Below are 25,680 nucleotides of genomic sequence, written 5' to 3'. Positions count from 1 at the left end.
TTTTGCTAACTCTACAACACTTTGTCAATAGATATTTCAGTTTGTTTAATTCTTTGTTAGGCTTTCCGGTAAATAAGAATCCCACCCTAACTTTGGCCCTGAATGCCTCGCACCAGCATCCTGAGTGGGGTTGCTGCCAGTCCGGAAGAACCACTCCGTTGGGAACCCGCACTTAATTGGCCAACGGCTTCAACCCTCCTTTGCTCGAACTCGCGTCCACGACCACCGGACTCCACTCCTCGCGCCAGCAATCAATTAATCGGTGGAATCAGAGTGGTGCCCGTCCGGAAGGACTCGAATTGTAACTTAGTCTGAGATTCTATCAGACCCATCGAGCCAACACGCGAACGCGGCAATGGCCCCCAATCCCCCCGCCAGGCTCGTTTATAATCGGTAAGGATTGGTGCCCGTCTGGAAAGACCTGCCACTCGCTCCCTAAAAATGCCCGCGACTTTCATCCCTCCCGTGCTGCAATTCGCGTACGCGACCCACGACTCCTGCCTCCTGAATTCTGCATTCTTCCCCCCCTCCACCACCCGAAGGGCCTGCCACGCCAAAACCTTGCGCTCTCCATCAAATAACTGATAAGACTATTTCAACCTTATGGATCTCCAAATCATCAAATCAGAACTAGCCGCTAGATTGGAAACAGATCCCACAGGGAAGTTGGCAAGAGCATACATCATCGAACAGAAATCATCCGGATTGTCGAAGCAACAAGCACACGAACTCCTGTCTGATTTATACATTAGATATCGCGACGATCCTGATCAGACGGCCATTTCAGAACAAATAATGGATTCAATTGGAGATCTCCTTGATGCAATCCATGGCAATTGCAGCAGCCCGGCATGGATATATCCAAAGGATTAATATTTGCCCCAAACCCGCGTACGCGGCCAAGGAACTCAACCCATTTGCGCCAGCCATCAATTACTCGGTAGGGAACGCGCTGCGTCGCTTCCGTGACACCGTCAGGGATTCTACCAACTCCACCTGGTTCAACACGCGGACGCGATCAACGATTGCACTCCCTCAAGATTCCCGCACGTTATCAATTCTCAATTATCCATTATCAATTAACGCCTGCCCCAGGTACACGTCTTCTCTAAAACCTTCGGCCCCGCGACGCCAACCTGCTCTACCCACTCCCCCCTGAGCCGCAGTCGCTTGCGAAGGCAGGTGGGTGATGCTCTATTCAGCCATGGCTAATTCCTATCCAACGATCATTCCCGGGCTGCGCAGCCCTTTCGATCAAATCAAAGGCATTGTTCACTTCGGGCGCATGTTGGACAAAATGCGGCTTGCAGCGGCCGGCAAACTGCCGCCGGACTGGGAGGCATCGCGTGGAGTAAAAGCGCCGACCAGCTTTGATTCGCTCTGCTGCAAATTCCTCCAAATCGATTACGCCAAGTTGGAAGCGGAAACCCTCAAGGACGACAGGAGCGACGAGCAACTCCTCGAATGGGCGTTCCAACATGGCCACAAACCAACCGAAGAGGGAATCGAGATTTGGAATGCTTACATGACCAAGCGCGGCTGGCGCGATTCCGCAACGCAGCGGCTGAATGAGCGTCTGGCCCAAATCGGCCTCGCTCCAGGAACCGTGCAAACCATGTTCGAGTTTATCGATCTCGATGAAGGCCGCCGGACCGTTTAGAACATTTTCAGAAACAATCACTCGGTAGGAATGATGCCGGTCTGAAAGACCTCCGTTGCTTCCCTGACTAGGTCCGCGACTCCATCCTGAGCATTTGCTTCTCTCGCGAACGCGATCCACGATTCCCGACCATGCGCCAGCAATCAATTAATCGGTAGGGTCGCACCTCCGTGGGCGCCCAAATACCGCCAGCGATTTCAACTCTCAATTTGCCCAAATCCGCGCACGCGACCACGGGACTCCACCCCCTCGCGCCAGCAATCAATAAATCGGTGGAATGAGAGTGGTGCCCGTCCGGAAGGACTCGAATTGTAACTTCGTCGGAGATTCTACCAAACCCATTGAGTCTACACGCCGACGCGACCTGCGATGCCAATCCAACCGCCAGGCATGTTCACTCGCGTAGCATCTGGCGTGAGCCGGATCAAACCTTCCCCTCGCCACCCATCACCCAAAAACGTCCCCACGCACGTGGCCCACGATCCCTTCCACCCCACGACCATCCTTACTCGCGTAGGAATCGACGTAAGGAGATTCATTTCTCCTTTCGTGATTCCACCCGCGCCACCCACCAATGAATGGTGGAATGATGTCGGTACCCGTCTCAAAACACTTGGAATTCTAACCTCGCCTTCCCCTACCATCAACGATTGGCAATCCATGTGGTCAAAGAACGCTTGTTGGCTAATCGGACGCATGGTAACAACATTGTATGAACCATAGAGGGCCATTTGATTTCTACCCATGAAGCATTCTCCTCTTCAATTCCCTTTCCTGCTAATTTGCGCGTTGCTGTTGGCCGTGACGAAGGTAGAGGCCATTGCCAACGAGCAAAAAAATACGGCTAAAGCCTCCACCCCTTCACCCTTCCCAATGCATCAAGACGACGCCTTGCGGACGAACATCCAGAATTCCTTTCGTGTCCACGTATTTCGAGATATAAACGACACGACATTGGTGGAGGTCATGATCCAGGTTGATAATCCGCCCACCGGAATGGCATTCGACATGTCCTTGCGGGCGGACAATGCCAACTGGCCATTGGGCTCCGTTGCATGGGCTCCGAAAGAGATCGGCTGGTGGGCGTTTGACACCGACCTGCCGGAAGACATCAAGGAAGTGGAGGTAGTGTTGACACCGAGTGGAAGCGCAGCCGTAAAACTTGCAGGGGAAGACCCGGATCGGCTTCGCAAGCTCAAGGATATCTGGAATGGGTCTGCAATCGTCCTTCCCGGCCTTGAATTCTATAGGCAGGAAATAACCATGTGCAGGATCAAGCCACCGAGCTTCGAATCGAGGCATCAATACGCTCTTGAGCAATTGGATCAAACCGATCCAGTGGTTCAAGAATTGAAGAGTGGCGGAGATTGGGTCGTGGCGCATGCCAGGCTTCAAGGCAGGCAGCGGGAAGAGCCTGACAACCCTGTGGTGCTTTACAACCTTGGGTGCCTGGCGCTGGCCGACGCTGATTTGGCGACAGCAATGAAAATGTTTGCTCAAGTCCAACAACTCCATCCACCAGGGATGTTGCGCCAACAAACCCAACGCCAGCTTCGATTCATCTGTGCACGGTATTGGTACGATACCCAATCACAGGATCCAGTCGCCATGTGCCAGCTGGGGATGGCCTACGAACATGGCTGGGGAGTGAAACAGATTTTCCAGGACGCAAAACGCTGGTATCGGAACGCTGCCAACGCCGGAAATGCCGAAGCCATGTGCCGGTTGGCCGCCATGTATTCAAACGAAACCGGCGCCACCGTTCATACCGAAAAGGCTCATCAATGGTATCACAACCAATCAATGGAGTGGTATCGTAAGTCGGCGGATCTAGGCAACAAGGAAGCAAAACAATGGTTATCGATACACGACCTGCATTGAAAGGAAGTATCCTTCTTTTTGTCCTCAGCACCCTTTTGGCATGTCTGAGCGCGAGTGCCATCCAAGAGCCTCCACCTTTCTGGAAATCTGGCACGAGCCACGAACGGACAGATTACGAACGATGGGTCACCAATTATGCGAGGAAAGATCTGACAAAAATGGTTGCCAGCGACGGCACCGCTCAGCTCAAACTCGTTATCACTGCTCTCGAAGGCGAAGAAAGTGTTCAAAGCGCAGACGTTTTCAGGACGAGCATTCTTAGATTCGTCACCGAACTTTCGACGAGCGGGCAGGTTCGAGGTTTCACCTATTCGTACATGAGCACCAAAGGAAGTAGTGGAACCCCCATACCTGCTGCCGATTTGAAGCGATTGGATAAGCTTTTGGCCAGGTTGCCTGAGGACGGATTCCATCTTCCTCCTCCAGGCCGGAGAATGCTTCTGCAGGCAGTCTCAGGTCAACGCCTGGTGACTCGGGTTTACGACTTGGCCAACACACCGGATATAGTTTGGGAAATTCTGCGACTCAGCGGCTGCGCCATGAACTCGTGGGTGCCGAAGTTCAAATCGCAAAGCGTTATTGACACCCGGGTGTCCCAGTTCGACGGATTCTGTGCTCTCTCACCTTCCGGTCGGGAAATTCTATATGCGCAGGCAAACGGACCGCTGCAGGTTTGGGAACCAACCACGCATGAACTCCTCGCAGAGATCCCTCTGGACTATCTGGGAAATCGTGCCGCCTTCAGCCCGGACGGCTCATTGGTCGTTATTGGCAATTCTCCATGTATCTGTCTGGAGACCCGGACTTGGAGTATCATCAAAAAATTTCCCAGGTTTCAAAGGGGGAAACAGGAATATATTTTGGTTCCACAGTTCACGCATGATGGTTCCCACCTGCTGCTTCAAAGCAGCCAATACCCGTTGCAAATCTATGATGTGCGATCGTGGCAGCAAGTCGATGCCTCGCCCGAAGTTCCAGAAGGTGCAACTCAATACGTCCCCTCGAACAACGGCAAGCGGGCAGTCGTGCGACTCCAGACAGGTGCCCTTGTGCTTTGGGATACCGTCGGGCGCCGCCAGATCGCGGTGTTGGATAACAACACTTACCTCTCACATGTTTCTTTCGCGCCCGATGACTCCCAAGTGGCGGTGTCGACTGCTCAAATTTGGGGCTATCTCGATTTTGGGGGCTCACCCCGGGTTCGCATCTGGAAAACAAAGAACGGGGAGCTGTTGCATGAACTAAGGCCGAACATACGAATGATCGATGGTGGTGTAGATGGGCTTATATGGTCGCCCGATGGTCACTACGTTTTGGCCGCGATATACGGCACTTTCACGCGCAACATCAGTGTTTTCAGTACCAAGACCGGGCAGCACCGCGGCGATTTTGAAGACTGTGGCAAAGTCACCGGCATGGCGCTGCTGCCAGATGGTAAACAACTCGTGACCGGATCAGAATTTGGCAGGATTCACTTTTGGGATTTCGAAACCGGATTGAAAAGCATCAAAGCATTTGAAGCATCGCTGGCCCCGCTACGAGACTGAGAGGCCATGAACGGGTCGATCCTATTTATTTACACGAGCCATCCCGGTTTTGCAGCGGAACCAACTCCTTAAGATTGCGCTCGCCTCTGACGCCATCCTTACATGTTTCACCGCCCCTTACTCAGGTTTAAGAACTTCCGTGGGCTCCGATCTGGCACTTACCCCAAACAGTGCCAGGCTATTGCCGGCATCTGAACGAACATCGGCATCATGCAGATACTTCGTTAATGAGGGCACAACGATTTCAGGTTGAGAGTGGATAGCTCCCAATGCCCTGATGCTTTCTGCCCGCAAAATTGGATTCGTATTCGTCAACTCCTGCAAGAGAAAGGGTACCGCGTCCCTTGCTGCAGGGCCAATGTATTCCAATGATGTTAGGATTGCTCTTCGCGCATCCAAAGAACGATTCATACCATAAATTCTTACTAGCTCGGGAACGGCATTACTGGCACTTGCCCCTAATATAATAAATGCGTACTCTGCCTCGTAGTTTTTATCATCGCTTGGGACGGGGGGAATTTTTATAAAATGCTGCTTCCTCAAGAGGTCAATCAACCGGCGCGTTGAATCCGAATCCCGAGCCCGAAGCATGCTCAACAGCCTTGGAATGGCGTTAGTTCCGAGATGACGGACGGCCTCACTAGCCGCCTCGTGATTTGCTTCTCGGACCTTCAAAGGCTTTTGTGAATAGCGGTTATATCCTTCCAACCAAACGCTCAGCCGAATTCCACGGTAGACAGGATCTGATGAATTTCGCAGTGCCAGCGTTACGATGATAGCCATCACAGTAACGCCAAGCAGTATATAACACCATTTTCTCACCAAGACTCTGTAGCAGAATTAGTGCATAAGCGCGAGGACTATGAACTACGTTCGCAATGTTACATCAGGGCGATAGCGGCAACACAGCCCGGACGCGGTAGAACCGCATGGGCGCTGTGGTCCCGGTCAGAATGCGAGTGGTGGTGGCGCCATCCGGGGATATCAACCCAAGCCCGCCGTCAAACCAACTGGCTGAGGTCAGGGAGAGCGTCTCTTCCACATAATATTGTCGTGTGGGGACGCTGGTCCAGGTGAGCGTTGCGGAGGTGCCGCCGGAAAGCGAGTTGAAGGCGGTGATGTTGAGATCGCTGCCTGCATTCAACGGACTGGTGCCGGCGAGATACTCCTGGATGTTCGACATGCCATCGCCATCGGCATCGGCATGCGGGTCCACGCCGGTGTGGCCGAAATTTTGCAACTCCCAAGCGATGGGCAGGCCGTTGGTATCGAGCAGACCCGGAGAAATCGTGTCGGTTTGGACAAAGGCCACGGCATTGCTGAGACTGATCCAGCCGCAGTTGGCGCTCCAGATGGAACCGGTGAATTGGCCCGTGCGCAAATTAAACGCCGGCGCCCCGGTGTTTTCAAAATTGATCCACCCGATGTTCGCGCCGTAGGCGTAGCCGCGCAGGTTGCCAAGCCCGTCATTGTTCACGCCAAAATCGTTGGCAGCGTTATTTTGGTATTGGATGCCATTGATCGGAGAACCGCTCCCGAGGCAGATCCAGCCGACGTCAGCCGAATAAATGTAGCCGGAGCAAACATACTCACCGATAACCGCACCATTGGGACCGTCACCGGACCAATTCAGCCAGCCAATGTTCGCGCCGTAGGCGTATTTATTGACCGGATCGATGGTGGTGGCGGCCCGGCCCAAAGCAAGGGAACTGATGACCGCAATACATGTCAGGAATGTTTTCAAAGAATTGATGTCTTCCAGGGTTTGTAAGAATCAATAGAAAATGTTGATCCAGGGATTGGAGCTGGAAAAGGTGTTGCCGGAGCTGGGCGATATGATCACTGCGGGGAAGATGTTGTTGGCCCAAATATTATACGGAGTTGCATTGCCGCAGAACTTGTTTTGGACTATGCAATTATTTGTCGCAGCAGACGCACCATACACCCCTTGGGAGTTGTTGAGCACCGAGTTGTTCGCCACCATGTTTTTAGAGCCATTGAAGACCAGAGCAATGCCATTGCCGCTGTTGGTGTTGTCTGCGATGCGATTATTGATGATCTGACAGGAAGAGACGATGGTCACGCCGTTGACGGTGTTAAACATGATGTCGCAGTCGGCCACCGTGGAATGGTCGGCGTAGATGCCGTTCGCGTTGTGGTGCGAAACACAAGAGCGCACGGCGCTGCTGCCAGTACTGCTGTTGGAGTTGACATAGATGCCGTAGTTACCGTTGTCGCGGGCGACGCAGCCGGTGACAAGACTGCCGACAGAATAAATGCCGGTGCCGACATTATTCAATACCATGCAATCACGAATAATGCTCGCCTCTTCGGCCGAAATGCCCGAAGCACACGTGGAAACACTCAGCTTCTCATAAACGACATTGCGCGAATAGCCAGTCTTATAGCCGTTGACCCCGTCGCCACCCCAGCCGCTGACCATGCCATTGCGCATGGTAATATTGGTAAAGGTGCCATTGATATAGAGGCCAATGCCCGAACTTGGCACGCCCAAAAGTGCAAAGCCATTGAGGTCAAGAGTAACATTACTGGTCAAGATCGTAATGCCATTTTGGCCGCTCACGCCCGTGAGATTGGTCGTGAGATAATAGGAACCCGGGCTGGTGATGCTGATGGGTAGCGGTCCGGATATGGGCGTGCGCGGCTCAATTTGCGAAAGCGTTTTCATCGTCGGCGCCGGCGCAGCGGGAGGAGTGAGGCTGCCTTGAGCAAAGCCGCGATCGAGTGTGAAAATTACGCTGGCAACTGCAACGAACAGGACAATTTTGTCTCTCATATAATAAAATTCAGGCTCAGAACCGTCCGCTTATGATTTGCGCATTTTCTCACGATCACGGAAGCAACTAAGGTGCCAGCCTCATTGAGCTAGATTACCTAATAACCGACGGCGGCTGCATCCCGGCACCGGAAAACCCATCCACATGCACCTTTGAAACCGCTTTAACCACCGTCTGCGCCGCTGCCTCATCCAATCCATACATATTGACCAACCTCCATCTCAGCACCTTTTCCACGGCTTCCACAAGAGTTTGACACCTTGCCGGATCCTCTTTCCCGAAGGCGCGAAAAGCAAATGCCCTCTCTCCACCTAAAAGCAAGCACGTATCCTTGAGATCGCTTTGTTCGACATCCTTAATACCGGCCTCCTGAAAAGCCGCCTCCAACGCCTTAAGGACTTGTGCCTGTTCCGGAGACTGCGATATCCACCGGTACTGCTCATCAATCGTAACATGCGTGCTGTTGCGCCCGGCAAAGGCATGCTTGAAACCATTTGCCAGTCCCAGATTCGGATAATCCGAGAGCAACTGAGTGTCCGGCACCATCACTTCCAGCGGCGTCGGTCCGTTATTGTGTTCGAGCAACAAGCCGTTGAACTCCCCGGACAATTCCATGGGAATATGATTCGTGAATACTTGCGCCACCATGTTGAAGAAATTTTGCCGAAGCTTATTGGTGGTGGTCGTGATGTAACCCTTCGACATCTTTGCCATCAAACAGTCATTAAAAAACTGTACTCCTGCCAGCGAGGTAAGCTGCCTCCTGAAATCTTTCTGTCCTTCCGGAAGTTCACGAGCCAACTCCAACATGAACGAGACACAACGAACCCCATTCGACATCCGCTCCTCGCCCGTCTGAATCCTCACCACAGACCCGTCTGCAACAGCGGATGCATCTGTTCGCGCTGCCATGCCACTCCTGTGCCACAGCAAGGCAAACACCACCGCCACGGCTATTGCTGGCAACCCCAACCACAACATTTTCGATCTCACATCACCCCCTCAAGTTTGCCCTGGTTATATCGCTCTGAAACTTTATGAATCGGCATCGTGAACGGACCCGCCTCTCAGCCTTCAATGATTCGCGGCCTCCTGAGAATTTGACAACAGCGCCATCTCTTCTCTGAAAGGCTTTTCGGAAACATACAATTTTTCCAGCTTGGCATTTTTTTCTGCTATATCCGGCATTTTGGCTGCCTCTGCCATTGCCTGCGCCTTCTTTGCTGCCTCAACGGCCTGCTTAAATTGCCCCGCTTCAGCGAGCGCGGCACCCAATGTCCCAAGGAGCACCGGTTGTTGATTTTCGGTAAGTTCACACGCGTGCCGGGCCAATTCAACAGCCCTCCCTCCATTCCTCACGCTTTGATCAGGATGAGTCGAATAAATCCAGGCCAGATTGTTGAGTGCGATGACCACATTCGGGCTGAGCCGCAATGTTTCTTCATATTGCTCCACAGCAATTGGAATTCTCCCAAGCTGGTTTAGAACGAGGGCCAGCCCCAAATGTGCTCCCACATGCTCTGGTTTGTACTTGATGGTTTCAGAGTATTCCAAAACAGCCGGCTCAAACTGCTGTTTGCGAACCAACAAACTTGCCAGGGTAAAATGGTTCTCCGCATGTTCAGGCATCAACCGTGCACATTCCGAATGTTGCTCAATTGCCTCATCCACCCGGCCAAGGGATGCAAGAGCCAGACCATAATTGAAATGAAATTCTTCAGCATTCGGATCAATCTTCAATGCCTCGCTGTAGTGGTGCGTGGCTTCTTCAGCCTTCCCGGCCATGTAAAGGGCCAGTCCAAGGTTATTCTGTGCCCTGGCATGGTTGGGTTGGATTCGCAAGGCTTCGCGATAGTGTGGCACGGCAGCATCCATCTTTCCAGCCGTGGATAACGCCTGCCCCAGATTGTACTCTGCGACAACGTTGTCCTTGGTTGCTTCCAAGGCGTGGCTGAAGAGTGTTTCGCTTGTTTTCCAGTAACTCACCTGAATGATCGTGCAAACCACACAGGCAGACAGGAGTAACGAGGTCCCCGTTCCTAAAATCCAATTGCGAAGCGGCAACGAACTGAAAAGTTCCAAGACTCCCCAGACAACCGCTACGAAAAGGCCAATCGAAGGGATATACGTATAACGATCAGCAATAGACTGTTCTCCCACCTGGATTAGCCCGATCACAGGGACCATCGCTATCAGGTACCAAAGCCAGCCGGTAATTAGAAATGGGCTTCGCCTCATTTTATAGATCGCGAGGAGAAGCAGAGAAGCAATCAGCAGTGCCGCAGCCCCAACCTGCCAGAAGCTCCAGCCATAATGATATGGATAGAAGACCGCCAGCTTTCGTGGCCAAAATAGTTTGCCCAAATAGCGGACATAGGAAACCAATGCATTTTGAATCCGGTCGGATAATGTCAAATTCGTCAACGAAACGGCGCCACCCCCAACCTGAACCTCCAAGGTGATCCAACTGCTGATTCCCGCTAGGATCAACAGCGGCAGTTTTTCCAGGACCAATCGTTTCCACTCAGCCGGATACCAATTGCCTGACGTGGACCCGGAAGATGACATGGTTTTCCAGAATGTCCCGATTTTAATGCGTTCCAACGGCCAAAAATCCATCAGAAAAAGAATAAGTGGCAATGTAACCACCATTGGCTTCGACATCAACCCCAGCACAAAACAAACTACTACGAGACAATAGCGTAGCCATCCTCCACGACGCGCATAGGCAACATAGGCCAAAAGAGTTAACAACCAAAAAAACGTGCTCAGAACATCCTTCCGTTCCGCCACCCAGGCCACCGATTCAACATGCACGGGATGCCAGGCAAAAATAGCTGCGACAATGGCGCTTCGCCACAGAGCTCCAGTCATGCTTCGTAACAACACAAACAGCAACACTGAATTCGCAATATGAAATAGCAAACTAATGAGGTGATGCGGACCGGCCTGCGCCCCAAACAATTGCCAATCAAGCATGTGAGATAACCAGGTAAGCGGATGCCAGTTGCCTGCATATCCGGTTGTAAAGGCCCACTCAACGCTTTCCGCAGTCAGTCCCGCTTTTATCGCGGGGTTCTCTGTCAGGTATTGAGAGTCATCGTAATTGTTGAAGCCAGCGTGCAGAACGCCGTAATAGGCAACAAATGTAATCGTTGCCAGCAACAGACCAATCGGCAAATCCTTGCGCAGTCTTCCGGTCATAGACCGCCAATGCTGCCAGTTTTCAGCTCGGAAAACAAAGGAATTCTTGCCTCCTGCCACTCCAAACTTCAGTGATTCTCTGCTGCTTCCAATTCCGCCAGATGCCCGGTTGCACTCGTGAACGGATCGGACCTAATTATTTACACAAACCGGCACAAAGAGGCAGCCCAGGTTATTTACTCAGAATAATTTCATCTGCCCCGAAACGCTGTTGCGCGCTTCCCCGACAAGCCCAGGGATACTAAACCCTTCGTCACCACTCACGTATTGGACGCGTAATTGCCTCGCCATGCGAGGAAACTGCTGAGAACTTAGTTTGGTGCCAATAACTCGGCTGACGTTTTTCATGCAAAACCCCATCCTGCCAAAGTCGTTGGTAAAAAGAAACTTGCTGTTCAGGAATGAGTGCGGCTAAGCATTGACGCATGTCAAAACAAAAACCACTGGGTTCCGGGACCATGTCCGTCTGGGCGGGTGAAGAAAACAATTTGTGGTGGGGTGCCACTCAAGTGCCAGTGGTGCATAGCGTATCATTTGGCTACCCGGACGTGGATGCTTGGCAGGATGTGGCTTTGGGGCGCGCTCCGGGTCATATTTACGGTCGCAACACCAACCCGACCGTGGCGGCATTCGAGGAAAAAGTGCGCCTGCTCGAAGGTGCCGATGCCGCCACCAGCTTCGCCACCGGCATGGCCGCCATCAGCAACATCCTGTTCACCCTGCTCTCACCCGGCGACCGGGTGGTTTCGGTCAAGGACACATACGGTGGGACCAACAAGTTGTTCCTTGAATTTCTCCCCCGCTTTCATATCAAGGTTGAACTGTGCAACACGACCAATCACGAAGCGATTGAGGCGGAAATTGCCAAAGGTTGCCGAGTGCTTTATATGGAAAGCCCAACCAATCCAACGCTCAAGGTCATGGACATCGCCCGCCTCGCAAAAGCTGCCCACAAGGTGGGTGCGCTGGTCGTGGCCGACAACACCTTTGCCACCCCCATCAATCAAAATCCGTTGGCCTTGGGCGTGGATCTGGTGCTGCACAGTGCCACAAAATTCCTCGGCGGCCATGCCGATGCGCTCGGTGGCGTGGTCTGCGGCTCCAAGGAACTGGTTCACCAGGTTTATCATCATCGCGAAATCACCGGCGCGGCTCTCGATCCCATGGCCGCATACCTGTTGTTGCGCGGAATGAAGACCTTGCAGCTTCGCGTTGCCCGTCAGAACGAAAGTGCTTTGAAGATCGCGCAGTTTCTCGAAAGCCAGCCATCGGTCACACAGGTTTTTTATCCGGGATTGTCATCCCATCCACAGCATGAGATTGCACGACAGCAAATGCGCGGCTTTGGTGGCGTGCTCAGCTTCATGTTGAAAGGCGGCTTCGACGCCGTGCGCGCTTTCCTCCCTCGTCTGCGCCACGCGCACCTGGCGGCAAACCTGGGCGCGGTGGAAACCATCGCGGGACCACCCGCCACCACCAGCCACGTCGAATGCACGCCGGAAGAACGCGCGGCCATGGGTATCCCGGAAGGTTTGATCCGTTACTCCGTGGGTATTGAAGACGTGGATGATTTGATCGCAGATTTAAAGCAGGCTTTGGGCTGACGAAGCTTTGGAGCTTCGGCTTTCATAACTGTAATCAACGAACATTTAAAAGTGGTTGGCCCTGGTTATTTACACTTCGCTCATTTCAGCATAAAGCCCCCGCACAGATTATCACCGGTTTTCTGTTGCTGAACTACCAGCCACCAGCAAACATGCTAATAATGAAACCACGCGAGATGTTACCACGTCTTTTCAATGACATGCATCCATTTCGAAGATTTTTGTTTGTGGCATTTGCGATATTCGCGACCGCTCTGCCTTCGCACGCAGCGGACCAAAAGAAACTCAATATTCTTTTTGTTTTCGCCGATGACTGGGGTCGTTACGCAAGTTGTTATCGCGGGCTGGATGGACGGGCATCGCTGAACGACATCATCAAAACTCCCAACGTGGACCGCGTGGCCCGTGAAGGTGTCCTGTTCAAGAATGCGTTCGTCAATGCCCCCTCCTGCACTCCTTGCCGCAGTTCCCTCCTTTCCGGTCGTTACTTTTTCAACACCGAGCGCGGCGCGATTTTGCAGGGTGCCGTGTGGGATAGTTCCATTCCCAGCTTCCCGCTGATGCTCCGTGACGCCGGTTATCACATCGGAAAAAGTTACAAGGTCTGGAGCCCGGGGACTCCACGCGACGCCCCTTTTGGCGGACAGCAATACGCCTACGAAAAGCATGGCCGTGCACCCAATAATTTTTCTGAAGAAGCCACCGACCGCGTGAGCAAAGGAATGACCTTACCGCAGGCTCGCGAAGAAATTCTCTCCCAGGTGCGCGGAAATTTTGACGATTTCCTGGCGGCACGAAAGCCCGGCCAGCCGTGGCACTACTTCTTTGGCCCCACGACCACGCATCGCACCTGGATCAAAGGCTCAGGCAAAAAACTCTGGGGCATCGACCCCGACTCACTCAAAGGCAAAATGCCCAAATTCCTGCCGGACGTACCCGAGGTGCGCGAGGACGTCGCCGATTACCTGGGTGAATGTCAGGCCGTGGATGCCTATGTCGGCGTGCTGCTAAAACGCCTCGAAGAATCAGGCGAAGCAGATCACACGCTCCTCGTCATCAGTGGCGATCACGGCATGCCCGGCGTCCCTTCCGGCAAATGCAATCTCTACGATCACGGCGTGAGTGTGGCTTTGGTAATGCGCCTTCCCGGTGGCAAAGCGGGTCGCATTGTCGAGGATTACACCTGCCTCCCTGACCTCGCCCCAACGTTCATGGAAATCGGTGGCCTTCAACCGCCAAAAGGACTATATGGCCGCAGCCTCCTGCCGATTTTGAAATCGGAAAAAAGTGGTCAAATCGATCCGACGCGCACCACCGTCATTACCGGGCGCGAACGGCATGTCGCCGCCGCGCGGGAAGGTTTCCTGCCCTATCCGATGCGCGCCTTGCGAACTCCGGAGTTTGTTTACATCCGCAACTTTGCTCCGGACCGCTGGCCGCTGGGTGCCCCAGGTCGCATCACCGAAAACGAAACGCCATCCCAGCAGACGCTGGAACATAATACGTTCATCGGCTTTGCTGATATGGATGCGAGTCCAACCAAGGCCTGGCTCGTTCAACACCGCACCGGAAGCGAAGGGAAATGGTTTTATAATGTTGCCTTTGGAAAACGCCCCGCCGAGGAGCTGTACGACGTCCGCCGAGATCCCGACGAGGTGATGAACCTTGCCGACCAGCCTGCGTATGCGGAAATCAAAGCCCAGTTGTCAGCGCAATTATTAAAAACCCTCACCGATGCAAGCGACCCTCGAGTCGTTGGCGATGGCAAAAAATTCGATCGCCCGCCTTTCACCGGCGACGACGATCCAAAACCAAACCGGAAACCCGGAAAAATTCCGGAATGAAAACGCTTAAGGAAATGAAGTTTAAAAGAAAACTAAATTCTCTCAATCACGGAACAAAGCTGCACCAAACGATTTACGGGATGCCCACCACGCGATAATAACTATTGGTAGTGTTCACTGAGGGCATGTTTGTGAACACATAGGTGGACGTGGGAAGATACAGATTGGTCACGGTCGTCCAATTATTCACCCCCAGAAGTGCCGACGTGGTCTGCAACTGATAATGTGCTCCCACGGTTCCTTGAACGCTGATCCCCGGAGTGCCTGCCTGGGTCGTAGCAGTCAATCGCACCGCACTCGGAGGCACGTGGCCGACAAACGGGGCGCCAGTATTGAATTTGAATAGGACCGCGTCACCGCCGTTCAAGTCAAGGGTGAGTTGGCGTTTCGTGCTGAACACCGGCAAACCGTTCGTTTTCCATTGGCCAGTAACCGGATCCAACATGATTAAATTGGTCATGGCTCCCGTTAATCCGCTGAAAGTCAGTTTGATTTCCTGCATGCAGTCCGCCGCAGTGCCGTTGGTGGCGGTCAGCGCGTTGACGACCATCATATAGACTTCATTCGTGTAGTTCGTCCCGTCATAAATTTCATCCAGTGGATGGAACCACGAAATAATCACGTCCCCCGGCAGGCCGTTGTTCATGACGCCGGCCTTATTGGTCATGCTCCAGCCGGTCAAATACGGATCGTTCTTTGGGAATTCCCACCAACTGTAAGCGCTGGAATTGATAAGGTTGGAATTGGTGGCGGAGGAAGGATCGTTATAAAAGGAGTCGGGTAGCGGATTAAAATTCGTAACGCTGCCGCTCATGGACTTCCCACGAAGAAACATCACACTTGTACAATATCCATTCGGAAAATATTGATCGTCACTGCCTGGTCCGGGGGGAGGATTGACGGTATTCGTATTGTGCATTTCATAGACCGGTTTGAGGAAAACCAATGCCTTGCCAAAATTAACAGCGCGTTGATTGATATCTACCATTTCATTGTAGAGTGCATTGGTGAGGGTATCGCCATGCCATTGTCCTTGCTCATCGCGGTCAAAGAGCGACGATGCACCGGAGTTGTAGGTGAAGTCGATGAGCATCTTGGCGTTAAAAGCCAGGGCGCCAAAAGTATTCAGGCGCATTTCCGATGCTGACGGATCGCGATAGATCCTTCCGGGGACATTATTAGTAGGATCAGGCTCCTCCACCGCATGAAAAGTCTGGCGATAAATGCCGTACGGAATGTTGTAGGCGCTGGCCCATGCCTTATAGCGCCGCAGTTCGCCATACCACGTTTGGCTTAAGGCAAATGGGACATGCGTATAGTAGTCCGATTGCCAGGGATAAAAGTCAAATGAGATCATGTCCGGCCTGGCTTGTGCAATGAAGCTGCTTAGTGGTCCATCCTCTACCTCCCCACCCCAATTGTTGATATAAAGAATTGTGTTCGGATAGCTGTTTTGTACGTTGGTGAACCAATTAAGCATTTTGTCGAAATAGAACTGCGAGTTCAAGAAAGGTTCGTCAGACAAGGATAAGCTCACGAGTTGGCTCATGTAAGGTGCCTCGCTTCCCATGGGCGGCATGTTGGTGATATCGCTCACCCAACCTGACCAGGGAAAAACGGGCGCCTGGGATGGGTCTGAGCTGTACCCCCAGTTAATGGAAGTGTAGTGGGCGTTCGTGTAGGTGGAGAGATGGAAGATAGCGGCCTCGGCCATCCCCTGCACCTGGAGTCCGCGGTCAATGAGAATTTGATGTGCCTTGCTGACCTGGGCGTGGCCAGAGCGGGAAAATCCAAACAGTGAGAGGGCAAAAACAAGCACGAATTTGAAGAACGATTTGGAAGACATAAGTGCCAGTTTATATCAGCCCATTTTCAAAAAGCTACAGCTTTTGAAACCTCACCATCTTACGCATGAAAATAATGGAGTGCTTGCCTGTCCGAACTGCAAACTTCCCGTCGTTCGCAGTGTGAGCAGGGCCAACAAGTCCATCATTTGAGGCGAAGTCCGGCGGCTTTGGCCTGCTGGCGAGCAAGCCGTTCAATACGGTCGCAGACGAGTTTGCAAAGCGGCACCAGGATCGGGTCAGCCAGGCCATAACGGATGAAGTTTCCGTCGCGCTCCCGCGTTAGCAGACGCGCCTGGTGAAGAATGGCAAGTTGCTTGGAAACGCTGCCCTGTTTCATATCGAGCCTGGCGACCAGTTCACCAACAGTCTTTGGACCTGCCATGAGATGCTTGATGATGCGCAGGCGCGAAGGTTCGGAAAGGATTGCAAAAAGGCGCGCCGCGTCGTCAATCTGCGCCTCCGAAAGAATATTGGCTCTCTTCACTTGCATATAGCTATATAGCGATATAGATTACCATTACCATAATATGCAAACTGTATCTGTTCAAGAGGCAAAAAACAACGCCCGGGCACTGCTTTTGGATGTCCGCACGCCAGCTGAATACAAAGAAGTGCACACCGCCGATGCCCTGCTGCGACCGTTGGCAGAGCTTCATCCCGCCACGCTCGCAGAGCTGGCGGCAAATCGTCCGATCTACATTCTTTGTCGCACCGGAAACCGGGCGCGACAGGCCGCGGAGAGATTGCAAAAGTCCGGGGTCACCGATGTCGCCGTGATTGAGGGAGGAATTGAAGCGTGGCAAGCCGCCGGCTTGCCGGTCGTCCGGGGCCGCAAAACAATGTCACTTGAACGCCAGGTGCGCATCGCAGCAGGCGCCCTGGTGCTCACCGGTATGATTCTGGGGTTCCTTCTGCATCCTTGCTTCTTTGTGATTCCCACGTTCGTGGGCACCGGTCTGATTTTGCCGGTATTACCGAGTGGTGTGGCATGGGAATGCTCCTTGCCCGAATGCCCTGGAACACGCGCACTGCCTCGAAGCTAACCTGCTCGACAGCGCAACCTCAACGTTGAATGGTTAAGTAATATGGCCGTTGCACTTATTTTGGGAGTTGCGATCGGGTTGGCATTGGGACTTCTTGGTGGAGGCGGTTCGATTATCACCGTGCCGGTTTTAGTTTATGCCGCGAATGTGCCTGCACAAAGTGCCGTGGCGATGTCACTTGCGATTGTTGGCGTAACGAGTATTGCGGGAGCATGCATGAAGTGGCGTCAGGGGCTTGTCCACGCACGCGCTTCAGTTTTGTTCAGTTTGACAGGCATCATTGGCGCACTGGCCGGTGGCCAACTCACTCCATTGGTGCGGCCCTCTGTTTTATTGGTTATTTTTGCGGGACTGATGCTGGTAATTGCAGGCCGGATGTTGTGGGCGCGCAAACAAGAAGACGTTCCTGCCGCTGCCCAATGTCGGCCGTGGCGTTGTGCGTCGGCTGGTATGGGCGTCGGCATAATGACCGGTTTCCTAGGCGTGGGCGGAGGATTTTTAATCGTGCCGGCTTTGATGCATTTCGGACGGATTCCCTTGAAGCAGGCGGTTGGCACATCCCTGGTAATTATCGCCTTAAATTCGCTCGCAGGGCTGGTGGGGCATCTCGGCCATGGAAGCGTCGATTGGAGGTTGACCGGAATTTTTTCACTGCTGGCTCTCATCGGCATGTTTGCGGGAGTGCAGTTAAGCCGGAAAGTTTCGAAGGAAAAGCTGAGCCGTTGGTTTGCCTGGGTGGTGATAGCCGTGGCGATTTTCGTCCTGATCAGGAACCGGAAAGTCTTTTCCGAACCTTGGTGAGGTGATACACTATAATAAGAAGGATAAAATTACGAACAAGTGTGCCGCGAAGGCCGTGGCTGCAGGATCATCCAACTGATTGAACAACCGAACCGTGTTCTGAGCCAGGGAAAGCACTTCCAGATCTCAAATATCTAACAATAACAAATCAACCAGGAGGACATTATGTTCGAAAAAAGATTTTTTGTGCCAGGACTCGCCCATGCCTCGTATCTGTTTGGAGCGGGCGGAGAAGCAGCCGTCGTGGATCCGAAACGCGATGTTGACGATTATATAGAAACGGCCAACCAGCACGGTTTGAAAATTGTCGCCGTGTTGAACACTCATCCACACGCGGATTTCGCTTCTGGCTTCAGGGAACTGGCAGAGCGCACGGGCGCGAAGATTTACACTTCGCACCTGGCGCCTGTCACATATGAACATGTGCCAGCTCATCAGGACGATCGTCTTCGCGTTGGCAGCCTTGAGGTCGAAATCCTCGAAACACCAGGCCATTCACCTGACAGCCTTAGTTTCCTCGTGAAGGAAAATGGTCAGCCGTATTGCATCTACACTGGGGACCTGCTTTTTGTAGGTGATGTGGGCCGTCCGGATTTACGCGACGCCACGGAAGATCCTGCTGCTCTGGCTGAGAAATTATACGACTCCCTGTTTAACCGCGTGTTTACCTTGCCGGACAATGTGAAGGTATATCCAGCTCATGGCGCAGGGTCGTTATGTGGACGCGCGATTTCCTCCCAACCTTTCTCGCTGGTGGGACAGGAACGGCTCTACAACTGGGCAGCGCAACTGAAGGATCGAAGAGAGTTCGTAAAGCAGATGACCAGCAACCTGCCAGATCGCCCGGCATACTTTAGCTATGATGTGGAGCTCAACCTGCGTGGCACTTCACCATTGAATGAATTAAGACCGTTACGTGCGCTCAGTGAACAGGAATTGAAAGAGGCATCTGCCGCTGGTGTGACCGTGATTGATACCCGCCCTGCCCCATTTTTCGGTGCCGGACACTTTCCAGGAAGTCTGAATGTTGGCCTGAACAGCGCGATGTTCTCAACATGGATTGGCTTTCTTGTGCCGGGTGGGAAACCTATTGCGCTGGTTGTTGGGTCTGCAGATGCAGTTCCCAAAGCGCGTCTGGAGTTGGCGCGAATCGGCTTTGACCATGTCATTGGTTACATTGAAGCGGATCAACTCAGTGAAACCAGTCAAATGTCACAGATAAGCGTTTGCGACTTGAAAGCTTCGCTGGGAAGTGGGTCCACACCCGTCGTGCTGGATGTCCGGACACCTGGCGAATGGAACTCGAATCACATTGACGGAGCACTGCACATCCCACTGCCAAAACTGCCTGCAAAAATTACCGCACTTCCCAAAGACCAGCGGATGGCGGTCATTTGCGGGAGTGGCTATCGCAGTTCAATCGCCGCCAGCCTGCTCGAGCGCGAAGGCTTCAATCACTTGCAAAATGTCATGGGCGGCATGACGGCGTACTCTGAAGTGAAGTGCGCCGAGATGGAGCCCGCCGGCCTCGTCTTTTTAATGGAGGGAATCTGAACGGCTACTGGCTGAAGAACCATTCCAAAAATCTTCCCGGCACGTTGGGATCGCCCAACTCGAGCAGGCATTTTGATAGCTGCAGATGTCCCTGTGCCACAGCCATAGCCGCGGCTACCAACGCCGTTTGGTGTTGATTCCATGAATCCGCGCTCATCGCATACGCGAGTTCATGGATGCACGGCAAACTCGCAAGATAAGTCTCGTAGATTTCCGCTGGCGTTTCCGGCTGGCCTCCCTCCAATCGTGATTGCTCTATGAGCGTCGGCAAAAGGAGGAATCCTATATCAATTTCACCTTTTTCAGCCGCCTGCAATCCGATCTCCAAAATGTGCGGCACTGCGGCAAACGATGCCGAATAAATCGTTCCTTGATGGCAAAGCGACGAGAACAAAGTGTTCCAGGGTTCAACACCGTGGTCACTCTGAGGCTCCGGATTTGCCTGCAAGGACCGCAAACAATCCATGATGCTCGGCATGGTTGAGAAATCGCCAAATCCACTCTTGGCTGACCAGCAACTCGGTGCAGACGACTCCTGGCTGGCATCTCCATAAGCATGCTGCAGCAAAAACCATCTTGGATCGTCCAGCGGTAGCGGCGTGAACATGTGCCCGAGCGTAACAAATTCGCAGCTACTGTAAACCGGACGTTTCGGTGGTTCGATAAAAAGGGGCGTCACAGAATTGCTTCCATGACGCCCCTCGTGAAATCCAGGCTTTTTATTGATTCAATATCAAACGATAGAAGACCGCAGGCCTGGCCGGATCAATCGGCATAACCATTTGATTTGTGGTCGTTGAGCCTGTAACCGCCGACCAGTTGTTACTAATGCCGGTGCTCAAGCTGTTGGTCTGCGCCTGCAATGTCCAGCCTGTGTGATCCTGCGGCCATTGAAGCGTCAGTTTACCGCCAGAGATCGAGAACACAATGTTCGTCGGATTCGGATTCACCGTCGCTGTGGAAATAACCCGCAACGTGCCGTCCGTACCCAGCGTGCTCAGATCCCAACCCAACCCAATCCCGGGTGTGGATGGAATAATGCTGTTCGTGGTGAAGGTTCCAACACTATATGCTGCCGCACTGAACAGCGGAATGGCATCACCCGCCACCAATGGGTTCGGCCCCACGTTCGTCACAACCAAAGTGCCGCCGAGCGTCACCGATGTCAGACCCGTAATAACGTCGTTCGCCAGGCTTGTCGTCTTCCTGACTTTAACCACATCGGTACTGCCGGGTTGCAGCGTAAGATTGCCATTGATGGTGAGGGTGTATGTGTTGGAAGCCACGAATCCAGCAGTCAACTGCGCGCCCGAGCCAAAAACAATATTGGTGCCATTCACTGTGCCGTTGCCGAGCAGCTTCTGCCCGGCGCCCAGTTGGAACGTCGGCAAAGCCGTCACGTCCAGGGTTGCCCCACTGTTAATCTGGATCAACGAACTGTTGCCGAGTGAAGAAGACGGGCCAACAAACAAAGTGCGATTGCTGATGATTGTCGGACCGGTGTATGTGTTCGCGCCGTCCAGCCACAGATTTCCACCACTTGCGCCAATCGAGTTTGTGCCCAAAATCAATCCACCCGCCCCATTGGTATCATGGATACCACCCCAAATGTGCAAGGTGCTGCGAGTCGCAATGAGGTTTGTACCCGTGAGAAATACTTCTCCATTATAATTGTTGCTGCTGCCTCCTGAATCCACGCCCGCGCCCCCCTTCATCACCAGGGTCTTCGTCGGGCCATGATTGGTGCTGTTCGCATCAGTCACGGAAAACAACGTCAGGGTCGCGTTCGATTCCAACATCACTGACTTTGTGGGGTCGCCCATGGTGACATTCCCTTGGAATCCAAGCCGACCGGCGACAACATGGATATCGCCCAATGAGGTCTCGCCGGTATCAGCAAAAATATTGGCGCCCGGCCCGACTTCGGTGAGAGTGAAGTTATTTCCATTGAAGCTACCTGCAATAATGTCCCATCGATTCAAGGCACCAATTGCGGCATCTCCGACAAGCGTCAAATTTCTGATTGTCCCGCTCAACTGTGCGAGGTTTGAACCGCTCGTCATCGCCCCTTTCCCATTGAAACCATTGCCGGCGATATAGACATATTTGTATCCCGGATCCACACCATTCAAATCCAATGAGCCATTGTTGGTGACGTAAAGAGGCGAGCTGTACAAGCCCAGCCCGGAAGTATTGGTGTATTGCAAAACGCCGTTTGTGACCACGATTGTTCCAGTGAACGCCGAATTATCGGCACTTAGAACATGCGTATTTGCGCCGCCTTTGACCAACGTGGCCTGCGCAGCCCCATTATCGCTAATCGCAGCAGTGTTTATATAAGTGCTGACACCTTGGAGATTGTAAATGAGCGTCCCGGAATTGGCCTTGATACTGCTAAAGATCGGCACGTTGGACATCGCCAAGGTAACTGAATTCGTCCCCTCCATATCGAGAGGTCCACTCAACGGTCCGGTGCCGGTAAAGGTGAATGCAACGGCATTATTCGACATCGTGATTCCCGCCGGACCTTCAGAGCCAACAATGTTCACAACACTGTTTGCAGCCGTGTCATCGAAGGCGACCTGATCTCCATCAAAAAAGAGATCAAATCCGCTGCTGCCGGAATTAAACCAATTCGTGGTGGTATGATCCCAGGCAGTCGGATCTGGAGACTTTCCACCCCGCCACACCAGGTTCGCCGAGTTTCCACTCACGCTGATTTGGATGTAAGGATACGTGGTTGCTGGATCCACGATGCTGAAGCTATAACGCGGACTGTCGCTGATCACTTGAAGGTGCGAAGCGGCGGCGCTGGTCAATGCTGCCCCGCTGTATTGCGCAATTGTGTAGGGTGACGCGGAACTGAGCGGCGCGAGCGGCACCACCTTGATCGTGGAAATATTCTGTAGTGCAACGTCGCCGTTGATCAGCAAGAGATCGTTAACTCCGTTCCCGACAGTAAAGGGGTCTGCAGACAACTTGATAACGTTGGTGGCACCGTTCAGGGTCAGACTGTTCCCGAGTGTCAACGTGCCTGGCGCACTGGAACTACCCGGAGCCAGGATCGAGCCGGGCCCGGCGGTAACGCTCCCCTGAATCGAACCTGTCCCGGCCAGAGTGCCGCCGGTCACCGTCGTAGGACCTGTGTAAGTGTTGGCTCCACTAATCACCACTGTGCCCGGACCGGCGAGTGCCAGACCGCCCGAACCCGAAAACACATTATTCAGGGTGATGAACTTACCGGCGCTCGGCGCAAAAGTGACCGTACCAGGACCAGGGCTGGTATTCAGGCTGGCTGGCAAGGTTGACGCCCAGGCCCAATTCGTGCCACCCGGACCGACCGAGGCCAGGCCTTGCGTGCCACCGGTATTGGGCCCCAGGTTAACCGAGCGAAAAGTTCCGCCGGAGAGATTGATTGCAATATTGTGGGTGCCTCCTGCGTTCTGATTAACGATTCCAGCAGCACCCAGGTAAATATCACCACCTGAGAAGTTGAATGTTTCCCAATCGGTTCTTCCAGCTCCAGGGCCCGCAGCGAACCTGATCGCATTGCAGTAGAGTGCGCCGCCGCTGATGTTGACGGTGCCGTTGGTTGCTTGCTGGCAAAAGGAGACGCCATGAAATTGAGTGTCATTGCCAGGGTTTCGCAGGATATAGACGGTCCCGCCGGAGAGATTGAAATTCCCCCAACCGGGCGATGTGGCGCTGTTGCCACGACCAACGCCAAACCAGCCGTTGTCTATCAAGGTGCCACTCGTGACGTTGATGGTTCCCTTTCCTAGAATACCAATTTCAATGCCGCAAAGGAAATTCGCGGTCCCTCCGTTCAACGTAAAGGCACCATCAGAATTCGTGGCCAATCCGAGTTGGAACATATCCTGGTAGAATGAGGAAGCATTTCTCACTACATTCAGCACGCCTCCGTTCATGGTAAAATTCGCGGTACTGGCATTGGCATTAGCGAGAAGCAGGCCTGAAGCAGTCGTGTTGGTTATCGAAAGCGTCCCCGCATTCATTGTGAACGCGCCGCTGCCGTTGGCGACATTGCCGAGCACAAGCGATGTAAGCGCATTAGTCGCAGCCGCGTCGGGCGGAGTGTTGGTGTAAAGCACGGAACCGTTGAGAACGGTGGCATTCCCGATCGAAGCCGTGTCTGCCGCCACTGGCAGGGCTCCAGAACTCCAATCCGCGCGGTTGGTATAGTTATCTGCCAACGGCGCGATCCAATTGACGGTTGCTGCCTGGACAGAAATGACTCCACAACACAATGCGGCAATTACAGCAACTTTTTGGTCCATGATTAAGTTCTTTCCAGCTGTCAAAGATTGCAGCTTTGGTTTGTTCGAGTACTTCATAAGGTTTGGGAGTTGAAGATATAGGAAAACCGGGTTCCAACAACAGACTCTTTGTCCATCTCAGTGCAGAACCTTGCAGCCAGATACAACAACAAATTTAACATTTTCTCTACGGGGAATGATTGCTGATCAAATCACGCTTCACCGCCCCGTTACAAGTCTTTTTTCCAAATAAGCAAACCTCGCAATGTAACGCATGATCATTAACATTTAGCACCACAACAACCCTTGTTCGTGATGAGTTAATCGCAAGCTGGTCTGGCTTTTGGATGGATTCTTTTCCCGTCACCGTCGCCAAAACATTGGCTATCGATACAGCAATCCTCAGCGACCCAAGGCCTTTATCGCGTTGCATGAAACCACTAACTCATTCAGCGTGTGCCTGCACATGAACTTACGACTCCGCGAACGTTCCGTTATCAAGCGTCCCATCGACGTTGTTTGGCGTTATGTCACTGATCCGCGCCGGTTCGTGGAATGGAATAAAAAGTTGATGCCAACTGGTTTGCCCGAGGCTTTTCGGCAGGGTGAAACTTTCCAAAGCCAATACCAGTGGCATGGGAGATCAATCTCTGGCCATACTCGAGTGGAACAACTCCTGCCATCAGTTCTAAAATTGCACCACAGCAGATTTAGTGGGAATGGCATCCGGCCGGACATGGAAGTTATCGAAGAGATTCAATTGACTCAAAAAGGAGTCAATACCATCGTGACCAAAACCGTCACCATCATGAACCATGGAATTCCACTTTTCTTTGTTTTGATTGGCTGGCTGATTGGCAACTTCGGCAAGCGCGTTGAAGCGGATTATCTAAAAGAGCTTTGCGAAAAACAGGAAAGTCAATCACTCCAAAACGGCCGACTGTCGTGATCAACCTTTTTTCGTCACGTTCGCTTCTGCTGCAGCAACCATTCCAGCGCCTCGGATTCTGATGTGAACGTATTCGCTGTTTGTCCCGCATTCTCGGCAGCAGTCACCTCAAATTTGTTGGGATCGACAGCCTCGGGCGTCAATACTATTCCAACTGCCACGCTTCCCCTGGCTTTCTCCGCCCAATCCTGGGCTATCCAAAAACGTTGTGCAATGGTGGGTGGCGCAAATCCCGTGAGGCCCGTTGTATCCACAAGCAGCCGGATTATTCCCTGCCGGTGACAAAATGCAATGGCCTCGCCCACCGCCCCGATGGCCTGTTCCAGCGACACCTCGCCCTCAGGACGAAAACGAGCATACTCCTCCTTGATCTCAAGAAAGTCTGGCCTGCCATTCATCTTGTTTCCCTGCAACGTGGAACGCCTACCACCTTTTGTAAAGGGTAGAGTGCCCATTGGAGCGGCTCATTAACGCGGTTACCGCGTCCCCTTTTCACTCGCGAGGCTTGGGCCAATCAGAGCCTGCGTTTGGACAATGAATCGAAGCACCTAGCCGAATTTGCCCTCGCAAATTTCGCTCATGAAGATGGATTGAACGGCTTTTTATTCTGTTGACAGCTGTAAATATCGCCTTAACACTTTTTCGTTATTAATGGAGAGCAAGAACTTAAT

21 protein-coding genes are annotated in these 25,680 nt (G+C 52.9%); 10 read left to right on the top strand and 11 right to left on the bottom strand.

Going from position 1 to position 25,680, the window contains the following annotated elements; translation table 11 throughout:
* Positions 1-603 precede the first annotated feature (603 nt).
* The gene (locus CFLAV_RS01350; RefSeq protein ID WP_007412782.1) at positions 604-873 is read left to right on the top strand and encodes a hypothetical protein; all 270 of its coding nucleotides are present in this window, start codon (positions 604-606) and stop codon (positions 871-873) included.
* Between the two features lie 316 nt (positions 874-1,189).
* Positions 1,190-1,660: a DUF5069 domain-containing protein gene (locus tag CFLAV_RS01345; RefSeq protein WP_007412781.1), complete on the top strand. Its 471-nt coding sequence runs from the start codon at positions 1,190-1,192 to the stop codon at positions 1,658-1,660.
* Positions 1,661-2,007: 347 nt separating this feature from the next.
* On the opposite strand, the gene CFLAV_RS01340 is transcribed toward CFLAV_RS01345, so the two are convergent.
* Positions 2,008-2,406 (bottom strand): hypothetical protein, encoded by a 399-nt coding sequence (locus CFLAV_RS01340; RefSeq protein WP_007412780.1) that lies wholly within the window; start codon positions 2,404-2,406, stop codon positions 2,008-2,010.
* On the opposite strand from CFLAV_RS01340, the gene CFLAV_RS01335 reads away from it, so the two are divergent.
* Together CFLAV_RS01335 and CFLAV_RS01330 are read left to right on the top strand one after the other, a co-directional pair.
* Positions 2,405-3,541, top strand: coding sequence for a tetratricopeptide repeat protein (locus CFLAV_RS01335; protein ID WP_007412779.1), 1,137 nt, complete (start codon positions 2,405-2,407; stop codon positions 3,539-3,541). The genes CFLAV_RS01340 and CFLAV_RS01335 overlap by 2 nt on opposite strands.
* On the top strand, positions 3,514-5,088 hold the full coding sequence (locus CFLAV_RS01330) for a WD40 repeat domain-containing protein (RefSeq protein WP_007412778.1): 1,575 nt from the start codon (positions 3,514-3,516) through the stop codon (positions 5,086-5,088). The genes CFLAV_RS01335 and CFLAV_RS01330 overlap by 28 nt, the downstream gene beginning before the upstream one ends.
* Positions 5,089-5,205: 117 nt before the next feature.
* Here the strand turns inward: CFLAV_RS01330 and CFLAV_RS01325 are convergent, their stop codons facing one another.
* From CFLAV_RS01325 to CFLAV_RS01305, 5 genes are all read right to left on the bottom strand, one after another.
* Positions 5,206-5,871 (bottom strand): HEAT repeat domain-containing protein, encoded by a 666-nt coding sequence (locus tag CFLAV_RS01325; RefSeq protein WP_007412777.1) that lies wholly within the window; start codon positions 5,869-5,871, stop codon positions 5,206-5,208.
* A gap of 103 nt (positions 5,872-5,974) precedes the next feature.
* Positions 5,975-6,832: a hypothetical protein gene (locus tag CFLAV_RS01320; RefSeq protein WP_007412776.1), complete on the bottom strand. Its 858-nt coding sequence runs from the start codon at positions 6,830-6,832 to the stop codon at positions 5,975-5,977.
* A 30-nt stretch (positions 6,833-6,862) separates the two neighbouring features.
* The gene (locus CFLAV_RS01315; protein ID WP_007412775.1) at positions 6,863-7,885 is read right to left on the bottom strand and encodes a NosD domain-containing protein; all 1,023 of its coding nucleotides are present in this window, start codon (positions 7,883-7,885) and stop codon (positions 6,863-6,865) included.
* 94 nt (positions 7,886-7,979) lie between these two features.
* Complete coding sequence (locus CFLAV_RS01310; protein WP_150107205.1) at positions 7,980-8,879, bottom strand: hypothetical protein; 900 nt, start codon at positions 8,877-8,879, stop codon at positions 7,980-7,982.
* An 81-nt stretch (positions 8,880-8,960) separates the two neighbouring features.
* Positions 8,961-11,090, bottom strand: coding sequence for a tetratricopeptide repeat protein (locus tag CFLAV_RS01305; RefSeq protein ID WP_007412773.1), 2,130 nt, complete (start codon positions 11,088-11,090; stop codon positions 8,961-8,963).
* A gap of 425 nt (positions 11,091-11,515) precedes the next feature.
* On the opposite strand from CFLAV_RS01305, the gene CFLAV_RS01295 reads away from it, so the two are divergent.
* Both CFLAV_RS01295 and CFLAV_RS01290 read left to right on the top strand, forming a co-directional pair.
* Positions 11,516-12,694 carry a cystathionine gamma-synthase family protein gene (locus tag CFLAV_RS01295; RefSeq protein ID WP_007412771.1) on the top strand — a complete coding sequence of 393 codons (1,179 nt, stop codon included), beginning with the start codon at positions 11,516-11,518 and terminating at the stop codon, positions 12,692-12,694.
* Between the two features lie 227 nt (positions 12,695-12,921).
* Positions 12,922-14,538, top strand: a complete 1,617-nt coding sequence (locus tag CFLAV_RS01290) for a sulfatase family protein (protein WP_237712348.1) — start codon at positions 12,922-12,924, stop codon at positions 14,536-14,538.
* Between the two features lie 73 nt (positions 14,539-14,611).
* Here CFLAV_RS01290 and CFLAV_RS01285 read toward each other — a convergent pair whose 3' ends face one another.
* Both CFLAV_RS01285 and CFLAV_RS01280 read right to left on the bottom strand, forming a co-directional pair.
* A complete protein-coding gene (locus CFLAV_RS01285; RefSeq protein ID WP_007412768.1) occupies positions 14,612-16,384 on the bottom strand; it encodes a hypothetical protein in 1,773 nt (590 codons plus the stop codon).
* A 143-nt stretch (positions 16,385-16,527) separates the two neighbouring features.
* Positions 16,528-16,875, bottom strand: a complete 348-nt coding sequence (locus CFLAV_RS01280) for an ArsR/SmtB family transcription factor (protein WP_007412767.1) — start codon at positions 16,873-16,875, stop codon at positions 16,528-16,530.
* A 37-nt stretch (positions 16,876-16,912) separates the two neighbouring features.
* Between CFLAV_RS01280 and CFLAV_RS01275 the strand changes: the two genes are divergently transcribed.
* The 3 genes from CFLAV_RS01275 (at position 16,913) to CFLAV_RS01265 (ending at position 19,783) form a co-directional block, all read left to right on the top strand.
* Complete coding sequence (locus CFLAV_RS01275; RefSeq protein ID WP_007412766.1) at positions 16,913-17,428, top strand: rhodanese-like domain-containing protein; 516 nt, start codon at positions 16,913-16,915, stop codon at positions 17,426-17,428.
* A gap of 42 nt (positions 17,429-17,470) precedes the next feature.
* Positions 17,471-18,229: a sulfite exporter TauE/SafE family protein gene (locus CFLAV_RS01270; RefSeq protein ID WP_007412765.1), complete on the top strand. Its 759-nt coding sequence runs from the start codon at positions 17,471-17,473 to the stop codon at positions 18,227-18,229.
* Positions 18,230-18,394: 165 nt separating this feature from the next.
* Entirely contained in the window at positions 18,395-19,783 is a 1,389-nt protein-coding gene (locus CFLAV_RS01265) for a rhodanese-like domain-containing protein (RefSeq protein WP_007412764.1), read from the top strand.
* A gap of 4 nt (positions 19,784-19,787) precedes the next feature.
* Here the strand turns inward: CFLAV_RS01265 and CFLAV_RS01260 are convergent, their stop codons facing one another.
* Positions 19,788-20,390, bottom strand: coding sequence for a hypothetical protein (locus tag CFLAV_RS01260; protein ID WP_007412763.1), 603 nt, complete (start codon positions 20,388-20,390; stop codon positions 19,788-19,790).
* Positions 20,391-20,502: 112 nt separating this feature from the next.
* Complete coding sequence (locus CFLAV_RS01255; RefSeq protein WP_160164445.1) at positions 20,503-24,081, bottom strand: beta strand repeat-containing protein; 3,579 nt, start codon at positions 24,079-24,081, stop codon at positions 20,503-20,505.
* Between the two features lie 445 nt (positions 24,082-24,526).
* Here CFLAV_RS01255 and CFLAV_RS01250 point away from each other — a divergent pair, with 445 nt between their 5' ends.
* Complete coding sequence (locus CFLAV_RS01250) at positions 24,527-25,009, top strand: SRPBCC family protein (RefSeq protein ID WP_007412759.1); 483 nt, start codon at positions 24,527-24,529, stop codon at positions 25,007-25,009.
* Positions 25,010-25,023: 14 nt separating this feature from the next.
* Here CFLAV_RS01250 and CFLAV_RS01245 read toward each other — a convergent pair whose 3' ends face one another.
* Positions 25,024-25,407, bottom strand: a complete 384-nt coding sequence (locus CFLAV_RS01245) for a hypothetical protein (RefSeq protein WP_040546399.1) — start codon at positions 25,405-25,407, stop codon at positions 25,024-25,026.
* Positions 25,408-25,680 lie beyond the last annotated feature (273 nt).

The sequence above is a fragment of the Pedosphaera parvula Ellin514 genome, assembly GCF_000172555.1.
In the GTDB taxonomy this organism is placed as follows: domain Bacteria; phylum Verrucomicrobiota; class Verrucomicrobiia; order Limisphaerales; family Pedosphaeraceae; genus Pedosphaera.
The sequence above is the reverse complement of the archived record's forward strand: the minus strand, read 5'-3'. Positions and strand labels throughout refer to the sequence as shown.